The sequence below is a fragment of the Gordonia sp. ALPHA1B1 genome (assembly GCF_005502615.1).
GTDB classification, from domain to species: domain Bacteria; phylum Actinomycetota; class Actinomycetes; order Mycobacteriales; family Mycobacteriaceae; genus Gordonia; species Gordonia hongkongensis.
The window spans coordinates 23,819-43,734 of record NZ_SCOC01000021.1; the positions used below are offsets into that span (position 1 = coordinate 23,819).

Annotated in this window: 16 protein-coding genes; 2 read left to right on the plus strand and 14 right to left on the minus strand. The window is 64.1% G+C overall.

Annotation, left to right across the window (positions count from 1 at the left end; translation table 11 throughout):
* Positions 1–51 precede the first annotated feature (51 nt).
* Both FFS52_RS14965 and FFS52_RS14970 read right to left on the minus strand, forming a co-directional pair.
* Entirely contained in the window at positions 52–2,403 is a 2,352-nt protein-coding gene (locus FFS52_RS14965) for a transglycosylase domain-containing protein (RefSeq protein WP_137810152.1), read from the minus strand.
* Between the two features lie 127 nt (positions 2,404–2,530).
* Positions 2,531–2,923 carry a DUF5318 family protein gene (locus tag FFS52_RS14970; RefSeq protein ID WP_137810153.1) on the minus strand — a complete coding sequence of 131 codons (393 nt, stop codon included), beginning with the start codon at positions 2,921–2,923 and terminating at the stop codon, positions 2,531–2,533.
* A 273-nt stretch (positions 2,924–3,196) separates the two neighbouring features.
* Here FFS52_RS14970 and FFS52_RS14975 point away from each other — a divergent pair, with 273 nt between their 5' ends.
* Both FFS52_RS14975 and FFS52_RS14980 read left to right on the plus strand, forming a co-directional pair.
* Positions 3,197–3,958, plus strand: a complete 762-nt coding sequence (locus FFS52_RS14975; protein ID WP_137810154.1) for a PadR family transcriptional regulator — start codon at positions 3,197–3,199, stop codon at positions 3,956–3,958.
* Complete coding sequence (locus FFS52_RS14980; RefSeq protein WP_137810155.1) at positions 3,951–5,042, plus strand: inositol-3-phosphate synthase; 1,092 nt, start codon at positions 3,951–3,953, stop codon at positions 5,040–5,042. Before FFS52_RS14975 ends, FFS52_RS14980 begins: the two co-directional genes overlap by 8 nt.
* A 135-nt stretch (positions 5,043–5,177) precedes the next feature.
* Here FFS52_RS14980 and FFS52_RS14985 read toward each other — a convergent pair whose 3' ends face one another.
* From FFS52_RS14985 to FFS52_RS15030, 12 genes are all read right to left on the minus strand, one after another.
* On the minus strand, positions 5,178–5,798 hold the full coding sequence (locus FFS52_RS14985) for a class I SAM-dependent methyltransferase (RefSeq protein WP_171011644.1): 621 nt from the start codon (positions 5,796–5,798) through the stop codon (positions 5,178–5,180).
* A complete protein-coding gene (locus FFS52_RS14990) occupies positions 5,785–6,366 on the minus strand; it encodes a M13-type metalloendopeptidase (RefSeq protein ID WP_171011645.1) in 582 nt (193 codons plus the stop codon). The genes FFS52_RS14985 and FFS52_RS14990 overlap by 14 nt, the downstream gene beginning before the upstream one ends.
* Entirely contained in the window at positions 6,297–7,454 is a 1,158-nt protein-coding gene (locus tag FFS52_RS23700) for a hypothetical protein (RefSeq protein WP_171011646.1), read from the minus strand. Before FFS52_RS23700 ends, FFS52_RS14990 begins: the two co-directional genes overlap by 70 nt.
* A 119-nt stretch (positions 7,455–7,573) precedes the next feature.
* The gene (locus tag FFS52_RS14995; protein ID WP_137810158.1) at positions 7,574–9,379 is read right to left on the minus strand and encodes a hypothetical protein; all 1,806 of its coding nucleotides are present in this window, start codon (positions 9,377–9,379) and stop codon (positions 7,574–7,576) included.
* Complete coding sequence (locus FFS52_RS15000) at positions 9,372–11,084, minus strand: 2OG-Fe(II) oxygenase (RefSeq protein ID WP_137810159.1); 1,713 nt, start codon at positions 11,082–11,084, stop codon at positions 9,372–9,374. The genes FFS52_RS14995 and FFS52_RS15000 overlap by 8 nt, the downstream gene beginning before the upstream one ends.
* On the minus strand, positions 11,074–12,390 hold the full coding sequence (locus FFS52_RS15005; RefSeq protein WP_078112523.1) for a hypothetical protein: 1,317 nt from the start codon (positions 12,388–12,390) through the stop codon (positions 11,074–11,076). Before FFS52_RS15005 ends, FFS52_RS15000 begins: the two co-directional genes overlap by 11 nt.
* Before the next feature lie 59 nt (positions 12,391–12,449).
* Complete coding sequence (locus tag FFS52_RS15010; RefSeq protein WP_078112522.1) at positions 12,450–13,664, minus strand: FxsB family cyclophane-forming radical SAM/SPASM peptide maturase; 1,215 nt, start codon at positions 13,662–13,664, stop codon at positions 12,450–12,452.
* A 6-nt stretch (positions 13,665–13,670) separates the two neighbouring features.
* Positions 13,671–13,826: a hypothetical protein gene (locus FFS52_RS23705; RefSeq protein WP_171011647.1), complete on the minus strand. Its 156-nt coding sequence runs from the start codon at positions 13,824–13,826 to the stop codon at positions 13,671–13,673.
* Between the two features lie 224 nt (positions 13,827–14,050).
* On the minus strand, positions 14,051–15,559 hold the full coding sequence (locus tag FFS52_RS15015; RefSeq protein WP_137810160.1) for a tetratricopeptide repeat protein: 1,509 nt from the start codon (positions 15,557–15,559) through the stop codon (positions 14,051–14,053).
* On the minus strand, positions 15,556–16,869 hold the full coding sequence (locus tag FFS52_RS15020) for a CHAT domain-containing protein (RefSeq protein WP_249356288.1): 1,314 nt from the start codon (positions 16,867–16,869) through the stop codon (positions 15,556–15,558). Before FFS52_RS15020 ends, FFS52_RS15015 begins: the two co-directional genes overlap by 4 nt.
* 56 nt (positions 16,870–16,925) lie before the next feature.
* Positions 16,926–18,170, minus strand: a complete 1,245-nt coding sequence (locus tag FFS52_RS15025) for a hypothetical protein (RefSeq protein WP_137810161.1) — start codon at positions 18,168–18,170, stop codon at positions 16,926–16,928.
* Positions 18,171–18,262: 92 nt separating this feature from the next.
* Positions 18,263–19,450: a hypothetical protein gene (locus FFS52_RS15030; RefSeq protein WP_137810162.1), complete on the minus strand. Its 1,188-nt coding sequence runs from the start codon at positions 19,448–19,450 to the stop codon at positions 18,263–18,265.
* Between the last annotated feature and the right edge of the window lie 466 nt (positions 19,451–19,916).

A 19,916-nucleotide genomic window follows, 5' to 3' on the forward strand; every position in this document is an offset into this window, starting at 1 on the left:
CTGTCCCAGACGGGTTCAGAGCCGCTCGCCGCGGAGTCGGCCGGGTCCGGGTCAGCCGATGGGCGGTTCAGGGACTCCTCCGCCACCGTCTCCACCGCCGCCGGGTATGCCGCCGAGGTCGCCACCGTCGCCACCGCCGGCGTCGCCACCACCGTCGCCACCACCGGGGCTGTTCCCGCCGCCGGCGCCACCACCGCCGCCGTTGCGCGGAGCGCCCGGGATCGGGATCGTCACGCCTGGTGCGAGGGTGAGGTTGCCGTCACCGCCCTGGTCGGGGATGTCGAAGTTCGGTATGGAAGGCCCACGTCGGGGCTGCGACGGCGCGTACGTGGTAGCCGGTGCCTCATACGGCACTCCCGCCACGCCGCCGACCGATTCCGGCTCGGGGAACTGCTTGATCTCCTTGCCCTCGAGCGCGGCATCCATCGCCGACTTCCAGATCGACGACGGCAGGCCGCTGCCGTAGATCGACGCGCCGTTGTAGTTCGTCAGGGCGGTGCCGTCGCTGGTGCCGACCCAGACGGCGGTCGACAGCTGCGGGGTGTAACCGACCATCCACGCGTCCTTGTTCTGCCCCGTGTCGCCGAGCTGGACGGTGCCGGTCTTGGCCGCCGACGGCCGCGAACCGAGCGAGGAGTCGTAGAGCGAGTTGCCGTTGGAGTACGCCGCGACCGGTTCGAGGGCCGCGCTGACGTTGTCGGCGACCTTCGCGGGGAAGACGCGCTTGCCCTCGGTCTTGCGCTCGTAGAGGACCTGCCCCTCGGCGTCGACGACCTTCTGGACGAAGTGCGGCTCGTGGTAGACACCCGAGGCCGCGAGCGTGGCGTATGCCGAGGCCATGTCGATGACCCGGGACTGATACTGGCCCAGGACCACACCGCCCTCGGGCTCGCCGTTGGCCTCCTGCAGGGTGTGCTCGATGTTGCCGAAGGACTCGGCCACACCCGCGCGGTGCGCGGCGTCGGCGACCGCCCGGGCACCGCCGTCGAGGTCCATCATCAGGCGGTAGTACACCGTGTTGAGGGACATCTTCATCGCCGTCGCGAGGTTGCAGGTACCGCAGCTCTCACCGTCGGAGTTCTCGACGGTGAGTCCGCCGCTGGCCTGGAACGGCGCGGAGCTGTAGGTCTTCGACAACGGGATGTCCTGTTCGAGCGCCGCGACGAGCGCGAACACCTTGAACGACGACCCGGTCTGCAGGCCCGCCTGGGCGAGGTCCCAGCCGCCCGGGTTGTCGCCGCCGTAGTAACCGCGCACCCCGCCGGTCTGCGGATCGATGGATACCACCGACGCGAGCAGATCATCCGGTTCGCCGTTCAGCTCACCTTCGGGGCACTTGTAGATCCGGTTCTTGCGGCAGGCCGCTTGGACGACGCCGTTCTGGACCTGCGGGTCGATCGTGGTGCTGATCTTGAGACCGCCGGTCCGCAGTTGCTTGTCGGTGATGCCGATGCGGTTGAGCTCGGCGAGGACCTGTCGCTTGATGAGACCGTTGGGCCCGGGGGTCTCGTCGGAGTCGCTGACACGCGCCTTGACGGTCTTGGGGAAGACCGCGTTGTCGGCCTGCGCGCGGGTGATCGCACCGGTCGCGACCATGCCGTCGAGGACGTATCGCCAGCGCGCTTCGGTGACCTCACGGTTGGTGTCCGGGTCGTAGTAGGACGGTGCGCGGATGACCGCCGACAGCAGCGCGGCCTCTTCGAAGGTGAGCGGGTTGCGCTCGGCGCGACGCTTGTCGGTGATCGACTTGTTGAAGAACTTCTGCGCGGCCACCGCGACGCCGTAGGCGCCCCGGCCGAAGTAGATCGTGTTGAGGTATGCCTCGAGGATTTTTTCCTTCGACCAGCCGTGCCGGTCGTTCATCTTCGCGGCGATCGCGAGCTCTTTGAACTTCCGGGAGTAGCTGACCTCGTCACCGACGATCGCGTTCTTGACGTACTGCTGCGTGATGGTCGAGCCACCGCCGGCGGTCTGGTTGCCGGTGATCTGACCGATGGCGGCGCGGGACAGGCCGCGGGGCGAGAAGCCGTTGTTGGTCCAGAACTCCCGGTCCTCGGCGGCGACGATCGCCTGCTTCATCGTCTCGGGGATCTCGTCGAACGGGACGACCGTGCGGTTGCCGTCGGGCGAGGTGACGTCTGCGAGGGTCCGCCCGGACGTGTCGACGATGGTGGCCTTCTGGCTCACCTCCGGTTCGGGGATCTCGGCAGTGAAGTAGGTGGCCGCGAACGCGATGATGAGCACCAGCACGATCGCCGGGACGATGGCGCCCACGATCCCCAGCGCCCACGCGAACCGTCGGTGTCGTGTCGCTGTCTGACTTCTGTTCTGACCGCCGCCGCCCGGACCGGGTCGGACTCCGGTGCGTCGCGGCGTGGGCGAAGAACCACGTGCCTCGCTCATCGTCCACCTTCCTGCCGGGTCGCACGGACATTCGTCATCCGGCGAGCACGGTCAACTTCTCTGGCCTCGTGCCGCTCCACTGTGACAGCAGGCCACCGCCTCGGGCAAAAAACCGCAGGCCGGCGCGCTACTTGGCCATGCGTCGGGAGCGACGCGTGGTCTGCGGCGGCAGCCCGGCAACGTACGACTGGACCAGATGGTTCCAACTGCAGGTCCGGCACACCTCGACCACGTGCACCGAGAACTCCTCGGCGGTCGTCGCGAGCCGGGCGATCTCCTCGTTGCTGCGCGCCGACCCGCTCACCTGACCGAGCCGGTCGCCGAACACCCAGGAAACCAGCGTGACCTGCTCTTTTCGGCAGATCGGGCACATCGTGGTGCTGGGCCGACCATGGAATTTCGCGGCGCGCAGGAGATACGGGCTCGCATCGCAGACCTCGGCAACGGCGGTCCGGCCCGCGTGGACCGAGGACAGCCGAGCGCGCCGCTGCAGGGCGTAGTCGACGATCTGGCGTTGCACGGTTCTCAGGGTACGTGGTCTCTGCCGGGGCGTTGGGCCGACGGGGTCCGGCACGCGGGTCCGATGGAGCCACACCCGGGATGGTCGATCGCCGCGTGGTGGCGTCGTCGCGTGTCCGTCCTCCCGCCGACCGACCGCTCGTGGACACGGTTATATCGGTGCGATACATTGGCAAACACATCGGAACGAGGTGTCGGCTCGTCAGAGCGTGCCGGCACATCGATCCGAGGAAGTAGTGACAGTCATCGGCAGGACCGCGAAGGGGGTGGCGAAGTGCTCGAGTTGGCCATTCTCGGACTGCTTCTCGAATCCCCCATGCACGGCTATGAGCTGCGCAAGCGGCTCACCGGCCTGCTCGGCGCCTTCCGTGCGTTCTCGTACGGATCGCTCTACCCGACGCTGCGTCGCATGCAGGCCGACGGCCTCATCGACGAACCGGAGACGCCCCTGGGCGTGAAGGTGCGGCGAGGCCGGCGCGTCTACCAGCTCACCGACGCGGGCCGGGAACGGTTCGCGGAGCTGGTCGCCGACACCGGACCCCAGAACTACACCGACGACGGTTTCGGTGTGCATCTGGCGTTCTTCAGCCGCACCCCGGCGGTCGCGCGCATGCGCATCCTCGAGGGACGCCGGCGGCAGGTCGAGGAGCGTCGAGAAGGGTTGCGGGAGATCGTCGGGCGGTCCAACCGGGCCGTCGACCGGTACACCCGTCAGCTGCATCAGCTCAGCCTCGAATCCAGCGAACGCGAGGTCCGCTGGCTCAACGAGCTGATCGCGGCCGAGAGCTCCCAGCAGGACGGGTCGCCAGACCCGTTCGACGGACAGTTCGACGACGACCTCGCCGACGGCGAACGGTCACCGTTCGATCCGGGGCGGCCGACGGCCTCCACCGGACGAGCCGATGACGAACATCAAGACCCGGACTCGACGCCGAGCCGGGACGAACAGCTCGACGAACCCGAGCAAGTGAAAACAACGGTGGCGCAGCGAACGACTGCGATGCCGCGACAAGAAGGAGAGCCCGACCATGGGTGAGCCCAATAAGGTGCGCGTTGCCATTGTGGGCGTAGGAAACTGCGCTTCATCCTTGGTGCAAGGCGTGCAGTACTACAAGGACGCCGACGAGAACTCCACCGTGCCGGGTCTGATGCATGTGAAGTTCGGCCCGTACCACGTTCGCGACGTCGAGTTCGTCGCCGCCTTCGACGTGGACGCCAAGAAGGTCGGCTTCGACCTCTCGGACGCGATCTTCGCGAGCGAGAACAACACCATCAAGATCGCCGACGTGCCGCCGACCGGCGTCACCGTCCAGCGCGGTCACACCCTCGACGGCCTCGGCAAGTACTACCTCGAGACCATCACCGAGGCCGACGGCCAGGGCGTCGACATCGTCCAGGCCCTCAAGGACGCCGAGGTCGACGTCCTCGTCAGCTACCTGCCGGTGGGCTCGGAGCAGGCCGACAAGTTCTACGCGCAGTGCGCGATCGACGCGGGCGTCGCCTTCGTCAACGCCCTGCCGGTGTTCATCGCCTCCGACCCCGAGTGGGCGCAGAAGTTCGTCGACGCCGGCGTCCCGATCGTCGGCGACGACATCAAGAGCCAGGTCGGCGCCACCATCACCCACCGCGTGATGGCGAAGCTGTTCGAGGATCGCGGCGTCACCCTCGACCGCACCTACCAGCTGAACGTCGGCGGCAACATGGACTTCAAGAACATGCTCGAGCGTGAGCGCCTGGAGTCCAAGAAGATCTCCAAGACCCAGGCCGTGACCTCCAACCTGACCGGCTCGCTCGCCGGCAAGGTCGAGGACAAGAACGTCCACATCGGCCCGTCGGACCACGTCGAGTGGCTCGACGACCGCAAGTGGGCCTACGTCCGCCTCGAGGGTCGCGCCTTCGGCGACGTGCCGCTCAACCTCGAGTACAAGCTCGAGGTCTGGGACTCCCCCAACTCGGCCGGCATCATCATCGACGCCGTGCGCGCCGCCAAGATCGCCAAGGACCGCGGTATCGGCGGACCGGTCATCCCGGCCTCGGCCTACCTGATGAAGTCCCCGCCGAAGCAGCTCGCCGACGACGTCGCGCGTCAGCAGCTCGAGGAGTTCATCATCGAGGCCTGAGTCTCGTCTAGAGATTCCACTGAACGTCCCCGTGTGCCGGAGTTCCGGCCGCACGGGGACGTTTCTCATCTGCTCGTCGCGAACCACCCCCGGCGGGCATCCGGGTTCCCACAGGTGGTGAGCCCGAGTGCACACTCACTGTGAAACGTCGATCCAAATGGCGAGTTCATCCGGTGACTGCGGATTCTGAACCACACTCTGGAAGCGGAAACCACACGTCGACAAGGCATCTAATTTGGCGCGATTCGCCGTCGGCGATTCGTAGAACCCCATCACAAATCTTCCGCCCGGAGCGGTGAGCGCGTGGACGCTCCGCAGCCACCGCTGGTTCGCGGCTTCAGCGAAGTCGATGTTGTCACCGACTGCCCAATAGACCAGATCGAACTGGCGGGGGAACCCCTCACCCACCACATCGCTCTGGCCGACCAGACCAAAGTTCTCCGGAACCTCTGAGAAGATCCGACGCGCCTCCCGGAGACGGGCGGCATCGATATCGACGCCGAAAGGGACGATGTCGTGCGGGGACCAATTCTGAAGGCATTTGAGGAGAAACCCGTTGGCGCAGCCGTAATCCAGCAGCGTGCCGGGCCGCGGAATGAGTCCGGCGAGGAATCGCCTGCTGTACTCCCATGCCTGCAACATCTCCGATCCGCTCTCTGGCAAGGAGATCCCGCTTCCCTCCAACAAATGGCGTAACACCTCGTCGTCGGAGACGAGGGACGCGAACGAATCGGTCGACACGTCAGCCCGACTCACCGGGCATCTCCTCGAGTGTCCGACACAGCCGACGGGCCGGCTCGACCCACATCCGGTCTCCGCTGGTGGTGGCGTGGGCATCGTGAAAGTAGTCCAGATTTCGAAGAACCCAGTTGCATCTGACCTCAGCCGGGGGATGGGGATCGTAGGAGAGGCGATCATCGCGTTCGACATCGGTCGCGACTGAACGCATCATGGTGGCGTAGCCCCGGAAGAACTCACGCATCGCCTGCTGCCCAGGCGATGCATGACTCGTTGCGACCGCCGCAGCCCACACCCCGAGGTGGTCACAAAAGACCTCGTTGAGTGCGCGACCGGCGTCGATTGCGTACTCCAGCCGGGACATCGGATCAAAGAACGCCTTGTCACTCTGGTCGATCAGACTGTGCAGCCAGGCGGCCACCCGCCGGAGGTCTGACACCGTCATCGTTGATTGCGAGTCATCTCCGAAGTCGACCTCGGTGTGAAGGTCGATCGAATGGGCGAGTTCGTGTCCGACTATGCAACCGAACGTCCCAAAGCTGGCGCCCGGCGCACCGTTGTCGGCGAGGAAGGGTTCGTCGAGCAAGCCCCACGGAAGCAGAGTTCCCCGCGACCCCGGTGGTAATACCCTGTTGCGCTGTACGCCCTCGCCGGGTCCCAGGCGGCGGCTTCCCGCCAATGCCGAGTTGCTCGCACGGCGGCAGCTTCAGTTCGAAATGCGTTGCGCACATTCTCATACGGGTTGTCCGAACACCGAAACTCCGCGGCAACCGGTCTCGCCTCCGGGAGACCGACTCGGATGGTGACCCGCTCGATCTGTTCGGCCAGATGGCGTCGGCCACCGTCTGAGAGCGGAAGATGACAGAGAATTTCCAGGAGAGCATTCCGGACATCGAGCGCGATCGACATCGCCTGCTCGACTCGGGATTCAGTGACGAAACGTTGTCGATACCTCTCCAGAATCTCCTTGGCGTAGAAGCGTTCCGTCAGCCGTTGACAGGCGAGCAGTCGTGCATCGGGGCTATCGCCACCCCGCAGTTGACCGTAGCGGCACCGGATCACTCGTGATCGCAACCACTCCCGAACGGCGGCGAGCGGGTGCGCGGTGAGTGCGTTCGCCACTGTCTCCACCGCTTCGACGTCCACGACCTGCACGTTCAGTTGTTCGGTCAATGCGACGCCCTGGATGTCGAGCCATCCGGTCCAGTCGAAACACGGGGCTCGATCGCAGAGGTCGAGGACAGAAACCCTCTCAGTTCGGTCCGCACTCCGGGTCCGGCATGCGTGAGCGAGGTCGAGCGAGAGGGCACTTGCCTGTGTGTCATCACAAGTAAACTGGTTCTGCGCTACGCCCGGGCCCGACCCACGGTCGTCCGTCTCGCCGGGAACCGTCCTCACGATCAGACGATTTGGCTTTTCCCCCGATTCGAGAATTGGTTCCGTTCGGACCGTGAGTTCCAGCGCGGCGGTCACACCCATCTCGTAGAGCTCGGCGAGCACACGGGGAAGGTCGGACGGCTCCCGCAGGGTGGATACAACCTGCAGCTCCTCGGCGCACACGATGTGCGGATCGACCAACGGATCCGATGCACTCATCGCTGCGGACCAGAATGTGAAGACAGGCGTGTCCTTCAGCTCGCACGCGATGGTATCTCGCACACGACTCTCGGCCATTCTCCATGCGTCCCTGAATGATCCGTCGATCGACACGTTCGGCGGCATCACGTGCTGATCGATCCAATCACCGTTCACATGACAGTAGAAGTCATCTCGCGGACCCACGCCCACGACCTTCACAACGCGGTCTCCGCTGCCTCCAGAAGCGATCGGTACGCTCGGGCCCTCGCTTCCCCATGCAACTCTGAAAGCTCGATTGCCATCCGCGCATACACATCACGGCGATAGTGGAAGCCGGTCGGATCATCGGGCGAGGCGAGTTGACCGACGCCGTCCACCATCGCACTCATATCGACAAAAACCAGGTTCGAATGCTTACGCACCTCAGCCGCCACGGCTTCGTTCAGTGTCTTATTGCGACGGTACTGGTCATCACCCGATGGATAGCTGACATCCCGGCACAGCTCAGGACCACCGATCAGAGCGACAGTGGTGTCGGAGCAGAGCTCTGCCAACTTCGCGACGTATCCCGTCAGTTCACTGGCAGTCAGCGCTGGCCCATGCATAAACTCGCCGAGATATGTTGTCCTACACATTGACTGGCCCAACCAGTGGCCCCATTCGGCGTCGTCGCTGTACGCAGTCAACCGGATGTACTCCGGCGCGCACACTTCGTCGGGATCCTCCGGATGCCGAATGGTGCTACAGCTGTAGTCGACCCACAAACTGATCACGACGAGATCTGCCTCGGCCCAGTCGCCGACCGAGGGGATCGCTCCGATCCAGGGTATCTGCTTGACTCTCAACGACTCTTCACCGTACGCGGCTGCACCCACGAGTAGCGGCAGGCTGCTCTGACCGTATTGCTGCACACCGTCGGCACTGGTCAGCCCACTGACGAGAACGTCCAGATGCTCGCTGGGTGGCCACATCGCGGCCACAAGATCCATGTCGCAACCACCGACGAGACAGACCTGACTCAGGACCGGTGGCGGATGGTCGGCCTCCGCAGGCTCCACGATGGACGAACAAGGCCCGAAGAACTCGTCGACACCCGAGATCCAGTCGACCTCTCGGCCGAACTCAATCAGGGCCGGGTGATCGACTGTCACCCCGAACTCGGTGCGAATCCTGTCGGCGACAGCCTCGACAACTCCTTGGTTGACCACCCGGCATGACCAGAGCAGGTGCTTCACCGACACACTCGGTTCCACCACCAGGTATCCACACAGTCCGTAGTCGCCGAACCTGTCGGCCACGCGGAAGGCCCGGGACACGAGTCCCCCATCGCGACTTAGCTCTTCGACGGCCTCCGGGTCGATCCGACTCGATGTGAGGTTGAGCCGGTTGCTGCGTTGCGAGAGTTCAGCGATTCGTCCGCTGTTGGCCACTACGTCAACCGGAGTGACGGTGATTCGACTGTCCCGCAGGAACGGGACGAGGTCGTTCCCAGGTGAGTTGGCCCGGTGGGATTCGAGTGTCTTCCATCTGCGCTCCAGCACACGGTAGTGTCCGAGTCGTTCGGTACCGCTCGATTCGTCTCCCCATGAATCGAGATCAGCCGTCTCAATGTCGTTGGGAGCCAGCGTCGTCACGCCCAGATCGGCCGCAAGACGTTCGCGCACCCGCAGATCATCGTCGACCACGACCACCGACTCGGCTGCGACATTGAAGAATGCGAGCATTCGGCGGATCGCCGATGCTTTGTCCTCCCACGATATCTGTTCGAACACGATGTAGTCGGCAAGCCCGTGCTGTTCAAGCCACCGGCGGGCCTTCGCGGTCTCGTTGTACGAGCAGATCGAGTTGACCAGCCCTCGCTCGGTCAAAGCCGGCACCAGCTGAGCTCCCTGACGAAGTTCCCCCGCAACGCTGTCGTCGATCACGCCGTCCCAAAGGGTGCCGTCGATATCCCAGATGATCACCTTGGGCCGGAGGTCGGCAACGACGAGCTTCGCCCTCCGATCGCGGGGATCAGGCATCTCCATCCCGCCGGTAGGTGGCGATGATGGTGTAACGGAACGTGTTCGAGCTTACTTTCGTCACTTCGTGGCCTCCGGGCACATCTATGTTCATGATCAGCGCATCACCGAACCGCAGCGGAAGTCCCACGAAGGCCTCCCGATCACCGTCGGTGAACCGTAGTTCGCCGCCGGCCGTCGGCGCCACGGTGCAGCCGAGCACCGCACGGTAGGACCCGGTCGACGACGAACCTGCTCGATCGTCATGGTCGGAGTGATTGCGAATCGAATCGCCCTCCCGCAGCCGGTGGGCTTTGACGGCCTCCAGGACGACGTTGGTGCCGAATCGACTCTGTATGAGCTCGGGAATCTCCTGCGTGAGAACAGTGTCGAGCCGGGACTTGACAACAACCTCCAGATCCCGCCGATCTTGATCGCCGAATGCACCCGATCCGCGAAGCCATTCGCCCTGACTCAGCTCCGGATACTGTTCCGCCGCTGCGTTCCTGGTACCCGTCGATCGATAGAGCACCCACGGACATGCGTCGGTCGAGTCACCTGCCACCGCCACCACATCTCGGCCGTCGCGGGCTTCCGGTGGTGCGGGCTCAAGTCTTTCTACATTCTGTCCGAGCCACGATCGGAGTTCGTCGGACAGCGGACCCAGCACACCGTTCTCCAGGCCGGCTGTGACCTCACGCACCCATCGGGATTCCCGTTCGCGTGCTTCCTCGTTCTGCTCATCGGACACGCCGAGCGAAAGGGCCCGCCCACGGACCTGGGCGGCTCGCCCGAACGAGATGAGCCCGTGGATGACATCGGACAGGGTGCGGGTCACACCCGGTTTCCACGGGACAGGCATCGTCAGCTCGGACTCCGGAAGCACTCCGCCGAGGATCTTCTCGGCCGCATTCATCAGTGCATGCGCTTCCTCGTGCGCGAGGCAGGCCACCAAGTCCACCGGAGTCCGTCGAAAGGACGAGTACAGCACGAAGGGCGCGGCTTCATCCGTACCCGCGTTCGAGGTGTGCTCCCCACGCTTCAGCGGAACGACATCAGCCTGATAGCGATCCATAAGCGTCGGAACAAGTTGGTGCGCCATGTCGGCTGCCGCAATGATCTCCTCGTGCGCAGTCTCCCAACAACCCTCGGGTGCGAGATCGAACAGCGACTTCGAACGGGGAAGCCGGTACGCACTCTCGAAGGCGTCGACTCGCAGGCCGCCGGTTCTCGGTCCGGACCGATACTCCCCGTGCACAATGCCGGACTCTATACGGAGCCCCGAATCGGAGTTCAGTTCGAAGGCGCCGATAGACGGTAGGGAAACCACCGGCCCGCCCTCGGCACCGCGTGAGAGCAGGTCGGTGCGGAAGCCATCGGCAACATACGAGCTACCCGAGAGCACAGCGGCTGCCGCCCGGAATCGCTCAAAATCGGCTGCGAGCTCCTCGAACCGGTTTGTGTCGTCTACTCGTATCGCACTGTGAACCGATGTCATCCAGATGTACCCCGCGCCGTAGCCGACCACGTGCGGCGCCATCTCGAGTACCTCGAAGATCGTTCTCGACAGCTCCGGGAACGGAACCTCGAGACTCTGGGCGAGAGTGCGGAATGACCCGCGAATCCGTCCGCTCAGGAGGTCGAGCACACCCAAAGCCCGCTCTGGACGGACGTCGAGGTCAGCGAGTTCGGTCCAGATGTCGTCACTCGCTCGGTCAGTTCTCAAGTCGCATCCTTCTCAGACGCTGAACAATGCTGTGTACAAGTCGATCTCGCTCCACCTGATAGTTCGCCCACGTGACATGCGGCCCGCGCCGGTTGATCAGTAGATCCACGGCCGGATGCTTGCTACGCGGGCCGAGTAGTGGACGCTGTCGAACTCTGGGGTGCGCGGTATCGGTCGCCAACTCGGCACATACGGTCTCAAAGAGCTTGACCAACGCCTGCTCGTGAACGTCGCTGAAGCTGACCACACCTACGTAGCATTCTGTGTAGTCCTCGCACGGCTCACGCGAGACTCGATGGCCGTCGCAACTGGAGTACGTGACCAGATTCCACTCGGTGACCAGTTCGACAACAAGGCTAGTGACCGCAGGCTCCAAGCACTCTAGAAACTCCGGATGGTTCCGGGAGACCGAGGCTCCTTGGCCCCATGCGAACGTCCCTTCGGGACGCACACGCCCGTCGGCGTCGGCCACGAGCGAACGCGACAATCTGTTTCGCTCGTGATCTCCCTCCAACCACGATTCCAGGAAGGAATCGATGTCACTGAGGTAGTTGAATCCTTTCTGCGCGCGCAGGACCCATAACTCCGACTTCTCACCGGAAGACGTCACATCGGAGCGACGTGCACTCACCAGGAAGCCGGCGTCCCGTGCGATCTCCTCGAACTCGTCGTCCGTCAGAAGCAGCGATTTCATCTGTTCCTCGAATATCGCTGTGCCGTCCCGTCGTACCACGAACCGGTGGACCAAAGATTCATCAGCGAGGTGGCATTGTTCGGTGATCGATGTCCCTTCGACCGCTGCCCAGACCCTCTCCCCAGCGGTGATCGAGAACTGCTCCACCACAATGACACCGAAGTCCGGCATCGCACTCCGGATGTTCCGGAGATCAGACCGCAACCCGTCATGCGACTCGTTGATGAACAGGATGTGCGACAACGCGACAACCACGTCGAATGCGCCTCTCACCCCGATGTCGCTGAGCGAGTCGCCTACGACACGTACCGCCGGATGCAATGCTCTCGAGATCCGCCTGAGCGTGCCGGATGTCTCGAATCCGACCACTTCGCTCGCACCGCGCCGGTGGATCTCGGCCGCGTACCTCCCGCAGCCACTCCCCAGGTCCGCGACGCGTTTGCCGTCGACACCCCCGCAGGAGTCGATGAGATCGCGGATCAACGCCGCGTCGTTGTCGGGTCGCATCTGCGATGTGCCGACCACCGTCATCACAGCCCAGAAGTCATGCGCCGCGATTCCCTCGTCGAGGGCCGACTTCACCAGAGCGCTGGGGATGCCAAGCGCGTCCACGACTCGATCATCGGGACCGAATTCGTCGACCTCATCCGTTGCTTGCGGACTCGATGAGTTCACCCCGCGGCTCCGACGCCGGCGGTGTCCGCCCGCTCCACTCGCCCACGTACATCAGTGTCGATGTGGTCGATGATCTTCTTCATGTCCGAGCAATAGACAGTCTGGTTCTTGAAGCCGTTCAACAAGTCCCATCGATGGGAGATGAGACCTCCACCGCACACCTCGAGAACGGGGCAGCTTCGGCACACCTCCGGCAGGGCTCGCGCCCCGATCTGTCGGCAGACTACGCCGGGATGGGTCAGGACCTCGTCGAGTTCATGGGTCATGACATTCGCACCGGTGGCGGCCGCGCCGTCGTAGGTGAAGCCGATGCTGTCGACCAGTTCGATGTCGCCGTTGGATTCGATCGTCACGAGTTGGGCCGGTGCCAGGCCCAGGGATTCGAACGAGTACTCCCCGCCGAGTAGGAGGTGAATGATGTCATCGAACAGACGCAACCGTATCCGTGACTCATCGGTGGACCACACACGGTACAACTCGATCAGCCAGTCCCCGTACGGCGCGTATGCGTCGAGTCGACGGTCCGGGTTCTTTCGTACCGGTAGCGCTTCCCATGTCCCATGTGGAAGCAGCACGTCAAGGCTGGTGAATCCGAGATCCTTGATCGTGCCGTACACGTCGGCGGGGTCGTTCTCGAGATCGATCACCGCGAGAGCCCCCTGAACGAGGCCCGGGAACCGCGAAAGATTCGAGATCCCGCGTACAACACGCGCGAAGGACGACTTCCCCCCGAGGTCCAACCTGTGGGAGTTCGACTTCTCTCCACCATCGAGGCTAACCCCGACGTGGATATCGAGTTCAGCCAATCGAGCAGCGACCTGCTCGGTCACCAGGGTGGCGTTGGTCTGCATCGAGATCTCCACGTGGACCGGCGCGAGACCGGACTTCATGCGCCCGACAAAGTTCTCTATTCTGCTGATCCCGCGTAGTAACGGTTCACCACCGTGTATGGACACTGCCACGGACGGCAGGCCGTGTCGCATTGCGTGCGAACGAATCCGAGCCGCCGCCGCATCCACCAGTTCGTCACTGAGTTCCGCGGGTGCTTGTTTCCACGAATCATCACCGAGGTTGTACACGTAGCAGTAGTCGCAGTTGAGATTGCAGCGCGTTTGGATTTTGAAGATGAACTCGTTGATCGGATGGGGACGCCACCCCTCCGCTATCGAAGTGGTGGCATCGCACGATCCGTCGTATGGCCAGAGTTTCACGAGTCGCTACGCGTTGTGCGAACCGAACTGTCCGTGACGGAAGAACTCGACGCTGTCGGTCTCCTTCTCTCTCTTGAGCCGCTCAACTGCCTCGGCCAGGAGGGAATCGCTGTCGACCGCGCTTCCGACGAGCTCGGAGAGCTTCTTCTTGCCAGTGGTCATGTGTTGTGTCCGTTCTTCTTTGGCGGATAGCTTGGACCAGCACTGCAATGCTAAGCGGGCGATTTGGGGGCGGCAACGTAAGTGCAGAAATTCGTATGAATGGAGTAGCGAGGCTCTGACACCGACCGATGGTGTGCAGGTCACGTCGGACAAGATCGAGTTGCTCCCACGCCATCATCGACCTCGACCCTGTGATCGAAGGTAGCGGCGATGGTCCGAGTTTTCTACCAAATCTGCACTCGCGGTGCTGTTTCCAGCACTGCAGCGAGGTCAGGATCCAGTGCGGCAGCCATTGCGCGCTGACGTTCCAGGAGCAAACGCCCGTTCCCGTCAACCAACGCCGGTGGCGGCGCCATCGGCAACTCGGCAGTCCGCAGGAACGTGGCGGCGAGCCCGAGCACGAGCGACGTCGGTGGTTCGTCCTGCATGGCTGCGCCTGCTCGCGGTCCGGTCGACACGTCCAGTGCCACCGGTTCATCCGGCATCAGCGTCCCCGAGAAGCCATACACCCCGGCGTTGATCATCGTGTCGATGAGATCCGCGGTGACAGTGGTCGCACCCAATTTGTAGGCCAGTAGGAACGTCCACGTCATCCGGTGTTCGAGCGTGTCGCGCCACCTGGCACGCCGCCACGAGTCCGTGAACTGGAAGCGCTCATAGTCGGACGCGATGAGGGACGCAACTGCGGTGTCGACCGCTTCGGCGCCGAGTGTGGCCTGCCGCTGCGGGTCGAGGGCGGCCTCGGTCGTGAGGCGTTTGACGCGATTCCACTGCAGCTTGGCGAGCTGGTGGTGCATTCCCGCTGCCGCGAGCCCGTTGCTCGCAGCGTCGAACGCGGCATCGGCGACAGCGAAGTCATGGCGGGCAGTCGCAGCATTCGCGCGGTTGTACTCGCAGATCGCAACCCGATCGGGCTTCCCGATGCTCTCGTAGTAATCGATGACCTCTGCGAGTAGTGTCTCGCCGCGGTCGACTTCCCCCGACCCGAGTAGAACCAGCGCCAAACCCATCCGGCTCTCGGCAGCGTGCTCTGCGTCGCCGGCCGATTCGAAGATCTTGATCGCGCGTTCGAAAGCCGGTCGTGCGAGATGAGCCCGACCAGATTCCACGTGGACCGCCGCCAGAGACGTCAGGCACATCGCTTGGCGCACCGAGTCGTGTCCGAAGAAGTCGACGAGTTCGGAGAGGAGCCGCTCCGCATCCGCGCCCCGGCCCGACTGGTAGAGGTTGTTCGCGAGGTTCAGCCGTACTTCGGCAGCGTCATGGAGAAGACGGCGATCCAGATATATCGATTCGGCCATCCGGAGCACCTCCTCTCCTTCGTCGAACTCGCCCACCTGTGTGCACATGGCGCCGAAGTCGTTCAGCGAGCTCGCGAAGTGCTCCGGGTCAGCGACGCTTGAGAGCTCCTCACACGCGATTCCGAACGCGTCGTAGGCGGATCCGAAGTCACCGGCGGTGTGTGCGAGCAGACCGACGGTTTGCAGAAGCTCGGTGGCCCGCGCCGGATCGACTTCGAGACAGGCCTCGCGTGCAACGAGAAGCAACTCGATCACGACATCGTGATCGGCAACGCCTGCAAGGTGTTCGGCGAGGTCCACGTAGGCCTCGACAACCTCACGCGGATTGCCGCCGTCGTCGGCCCGTTGCGCCCGCTCATCTAGTTCGTCGAGGCGTCTCGACCATTCCTCATCCGATTCCTCTGTGTGCTGCCCGTCCTCCGGCACGGTCACGATGATGGCCTTCCTCGGGATGCACTTGCCGCTCCCGCAGTGACGGGCCGATACCCGCAGACATGGGTGCCAACCGCAGCCCAGGTGAGTGGTGAGGTAGCTGGTCCCGGCGTGTCACGCCACTGCTGCAGTTTGGTCCGTTGCCATTCCGCCAGAGCGGCAGAAGGATCAGACGTCGTGTGCGTGTCGTCCACAGCCAGGGCCAGTTCGGTCGTCGGACCGGGAACCGCGGTCACACCGGCGAACCTGTCGAAAGCCGCGTCTGAGGGCAACGTCCAGCGTGTTGTGGTGACGATCTGGGCGCCCCCGCCGAACATGGCGACGAGCAGTCCGAAGGTCTCCGAGCTCCGATAGTCGACCCCACCCTCACATGCGATCACCGCCACTCGCGGAGGCATTGGCCACCATTGATGCCCGGATCTCCTGTCCCGCACAGGATCAGCGTCCTCGGGACCGACTTCGGGGTTGGCGGTACCGAGCAGCAGATCCAGTGCGGTGAGCGGTCGATGAGCTCGATTCACCGACGCGGCCAGTCCCCACACCTGCTCGTCGTCGTACATGTGGATGGCCGCAGACCCGGGCTGGTCAACCGTAGAACTCACATGTCCGAAATAGAACAGCCGACTCGGTCGCGATTCGTTGAGTTCTTCACTCAGATCCCATCTGCTCACGGCCCGCCCGATGCCCGACAGATCGGTCGTCGGATGCCGAACGATTCGGTCTCGAAAGAGGCCCTCGTTGGTTGAGCCTCCTGTTGTCGCGAGGCCGCGCGACGATGAGGTGGCGAGCACCTGCCTCAGTCCAGATCCGGCCGGCAACCTCGGATCCACCAAATACAGAACCGGGCGTTGCGGAACCGCTCCTGTCCAGGGCTCCGGGGTCCGGGCCCGCCCCAGATGGAGTGCCGCGGGCGGTTCGTACACGACGTCGGCGAGCTCGATCAGCCGCTGGTCATCATCGATGACGAGCAGCTCCAGCGGCACCCTCGCCAGAGACCTGCTCGGCGTGACGCGGATCGAGATCCGACCGTGCCTAGCCCGATCGCCTATCTCGGTCATTATCTGTGCAGGCACGATGGCCCGCGCGAACGCTTCACTCAGTGTGTACTCGCTCCAGTACCGAGTGAATTGACCGGACAACGCCTTTCGGACCGCATCGCCCTCGGCATCTCCAGTGGGATGGTCGATCTCGGTGTCGGCGTCAGTGGTGATGAGTGCGGAGTCGAGCCGGGCCAGCAAGCGACGCATGGTGGATGCGGGTATCGCATGCACGATCGGATGGTCCGGGTTGTCCAACCAGCGGAACGACACGTACGTGCTGTCCGCGTCGACAGCTCGGATCAGCAACTCCGACGCGGGTGCCGGGTTCACCTCCGCCCGATCATGTGCAGTTCGGCGAGCGTCGGGCCTGCCGCGCCATCGCTGGGCGGTGGTTCGGAGAATCTGGCTGCGAGAGAGACCAGGATGTCGCGATAGGACGCCACGAGCGCGGACCGATCAGTGTCACCCCACCGTCGCGTCATCTGTCGCAAGAGCATTCGGGCCTGATCGATCGCCTCGGCGGCACCAACTTGTTCTGCATCCGCCATCTGCGCCGCGGCCGCTATCCGGCTCTCGTCGTCCACCACCCCCAGGCCGGCGCGGATGGCGCCAGCCGCCCGATACCGAGTCCAGGCGTAGCGGCAGTGACGGTCGACCCGGGCGACGGACATGCCGAATGGATCGAGTCGCAGTGCCGAAAGGTCGGCATCGGCCCCCAAAAACGCACATCGTGCGCCCTCGACAAAACCATCCGGATCGTCAATGCGTGCGACGACCCGGCCGTCCACCGCGACAGCCTGTGCGAACGCCAGTATCTCTCCGGAGGAACGGTCGGCTGCGACGGCGAATATCCCCTCGGCGGTGACTGATTCCGCGTCGACGCTCGACCGAATCGCGGCCGAGATCTCGATCGACCCGTCCGCGTTCTCGTGCACCTCGATCTCCGGCTCCTCCGGGCCGTCGAAACGCAGCAGGCGGGCAGGCAACGATGCGAGGTCGGCGACCTCCATCGTCACTGTGGAGATGGAACCGAGTTCGGATGCCAGGGCGAGTTCGGCGCCGGCGCTCGTCACCTGAAACACGTCCCATACGGCATCAGCTCGATCAATGCGCGCGCTGAGCAGCGACAGCGCCTCGCGGCGCTCATCTTCGGGCATGGAATCCGTCGGCGCCGCTGCGATCACCTCGGCCAACCTGTCGACCATCGGGCCGAGTTGATCCGTCGATTCGATCTCGTCGACGAGACGGCCCGGGACCGATGCCGCAAGAGCGTAGTACCAATCGGTCATCGGATCTCCGACGAGCGCCCGGGAATGGGCTGCGTCGAGCAGCAACACCCCATCGTCGAGCTCGCCGAGATGAACGACATCGACAGCTGCCACGGTCAGGAGCCGGACGAGTTCGTCGCCGAGGATCGGATCCGGCACGGCCTCGGAGTCGCTTGCACCGAGCAGCTCTTCGAAAGAAGACGGAAGGGCGAAGCCGTTCGTCAACCGGCGCAGGGATTCGCCGGATTCCGCCGTGAGCTCCACCGGCCTTTCGGGCAGCAAGGCGTCGACGGTGATGGCCACACCGCCGATGGTCACCGTGATCGGCAGGATGGCTTCGGGGTGCTCGGCTCGCCATTCCATGCTCCCGTCCGGCCTGTGTCTCACCGTCCCACTCACGATGCCTCCTCCGGGCGGAGGTGTGCGTCGAAGACGCGACGAGCTCGCGTGACAGCGGTCTGCATCATCAACAACACTGTCATTTCGGCGGCCGACGACGCTTGGCTGCGTGAGTCACCTGGCTGTTCTGCTTGCCAACGGCCCGAGATCGTCTCCCGAAGAACCTGCTGGGACCCATCCAGATCGAGGCCTGCGGTCAGCAGGGCCATCGCTGTTCGTGCCTCCCAACACAACTCACCGTCGACACGACTGGCGCGATCCTGGCCTATCAGCGTCGCAGCGACACGTAGAAGGTCGTCCGGACCTGAGTCTGACGGTGCGGTCGTGTCCTCCAGCCGATCGTCGGCGCGGGCGCTCCCCTGGTCGTCACCGGTCACCAGGTGTGTCTGGCGGCGGCGCCGAATCGTGCCGCGCCGCCATTCATCGATCCGGACCGCGTCGAGACGCACGAGTAGGTAGAACTCGGTGCCCTCCAATGCCTTTCCCGCATGCAGTCGATTCACGTAAGTCGTCACCACACGTTCGTACGCTTCGGCCAGGTGATCCGGGTCGAACGCCCTGTTCCCGAAGCGCTCCGCGATGACCCGGTTCAAGAACTCCACCGCGACCCCGCGCAGCTCGTCCCGGCGCCGGTCCGAGAGTGGTTCGTCAGGAACCGCGCCGAATTCGGTCATCACTCGATCGCCCAGATCGGCGAGGTCGGCACGATCGGCGTCGGTCAGTACATGGTCACCGGTGAATCCTCTGTGGACCAGTTTCGCGATCGCAGTGGCGAACGTGTCCAATGCGATGACCTCGTCGGCATCGGTTCGCTTGCCGGGTCCGAGCGCGAAGTCGCGCACCGTGGCGAAGGATTCGTGAACGGCCGGCGTCGCGGCCAGGCTCCGGCGCACACTGCGTGCCGCGGCGCGGCGCGCTTCACGAACCGCGACGCCGATGGGTTTACGCAACCCGACCGGGGTGACGTCAGCCAAGCTGGTGAACCATCCGGCGGTGTATCGACTCAGTGGCGCGACAGCGTCGTGGCACGCCTCCCCAAAGTTCGCGATCGTCTCGGCGTCGGCGATTCGCACTTGACGACTTCGCGCCATCAGTGCGCTGGTGGCGCAGTATCGCTCACCGAACCACGCCTTACGTCCGAGCGCGCCGCACCAGCCGTGCAATTCTCCTGTCAGGGTGTGCATGTCGGAAATCGGCGACCGTATCGCCCGCCGGTACTGCGACATGTATCCCACTCGGTCGATACCTTCCGGCGGAACCACAGGCAGGAAGTCGGCACCAGGCCCGGGGTCTCCGGAAATATCGGGTGGCGCAAGTCGGCTCACTCCGGCGCTCCTTCGTCGATGTCTGCGGTAAGTGTACGGATTACCCGCCACGCGTTCGCATTCCCGGCGAGGCACCCGCAACTTCATCGTTTTGGAGGAGACCACTTCGTCCATCCGCGGACTACCGTCGCAGGCATCGACATTACAGAGAGGGCCGAGGTGACTGCGTGCGAGCGATGCGCGCGACTGCTGGACGTTTGTCCTACATGCCGGGGGCAGGCGGGCGGTTACAGCATTGCCGGACGCCTCACCTGCGTTGCTTGCCTCAGCACCGGCCGACTATGCCCCGTCCACGGCTCGTGCTGGCGGGCGGCTCCTTGATGTC

Coding starts and splice junctions, on each gene's coding strand:
- FFS52_RS14965 (WP_137810152.1), bottom strand. CDS start 2,403: ATGAGCGAGGCACGTGGTTCTTCGCCCACGCCGCGACGCACCGGAGTC.
- FFS52_RS14980 (WP_137810155.1), top strand. CDS start 3,951: ATGGGTGAGCCCAATAAGGTGCGCGTTGCCATTGTGGGCGTAGGAAAC.
- FFS52_RS23700 (WP_171011646.1), bottom strand. CDS start 7,454: ATGGCCGAGAGTCGTGTGCGAGATACCATCGCGTGCGAGCTGAAGGAC.
- FFS52_RS14995 (WP_137810158.1), bottom strand. CDS start 9,379: ATGCCTGATCCCCGCGATCGGAGGGCGAAGCTCGTCGTTGCCGACCTC.
- FFS52_RS23705 (WP_171011647.1), bottom strand. CDS start 13,826: ATGACCACTGGCAAGAAGAAGCTCTCCGAGCTCGTCGGAAGCGCGGTC.
- FFS52_RS15030 (WP_137810162.1), bottom strand. CDS start 19,450: ATGCACACCCTGACAGGAGAATTGCACGGCTGGTGCGGCGCGCTCGGA.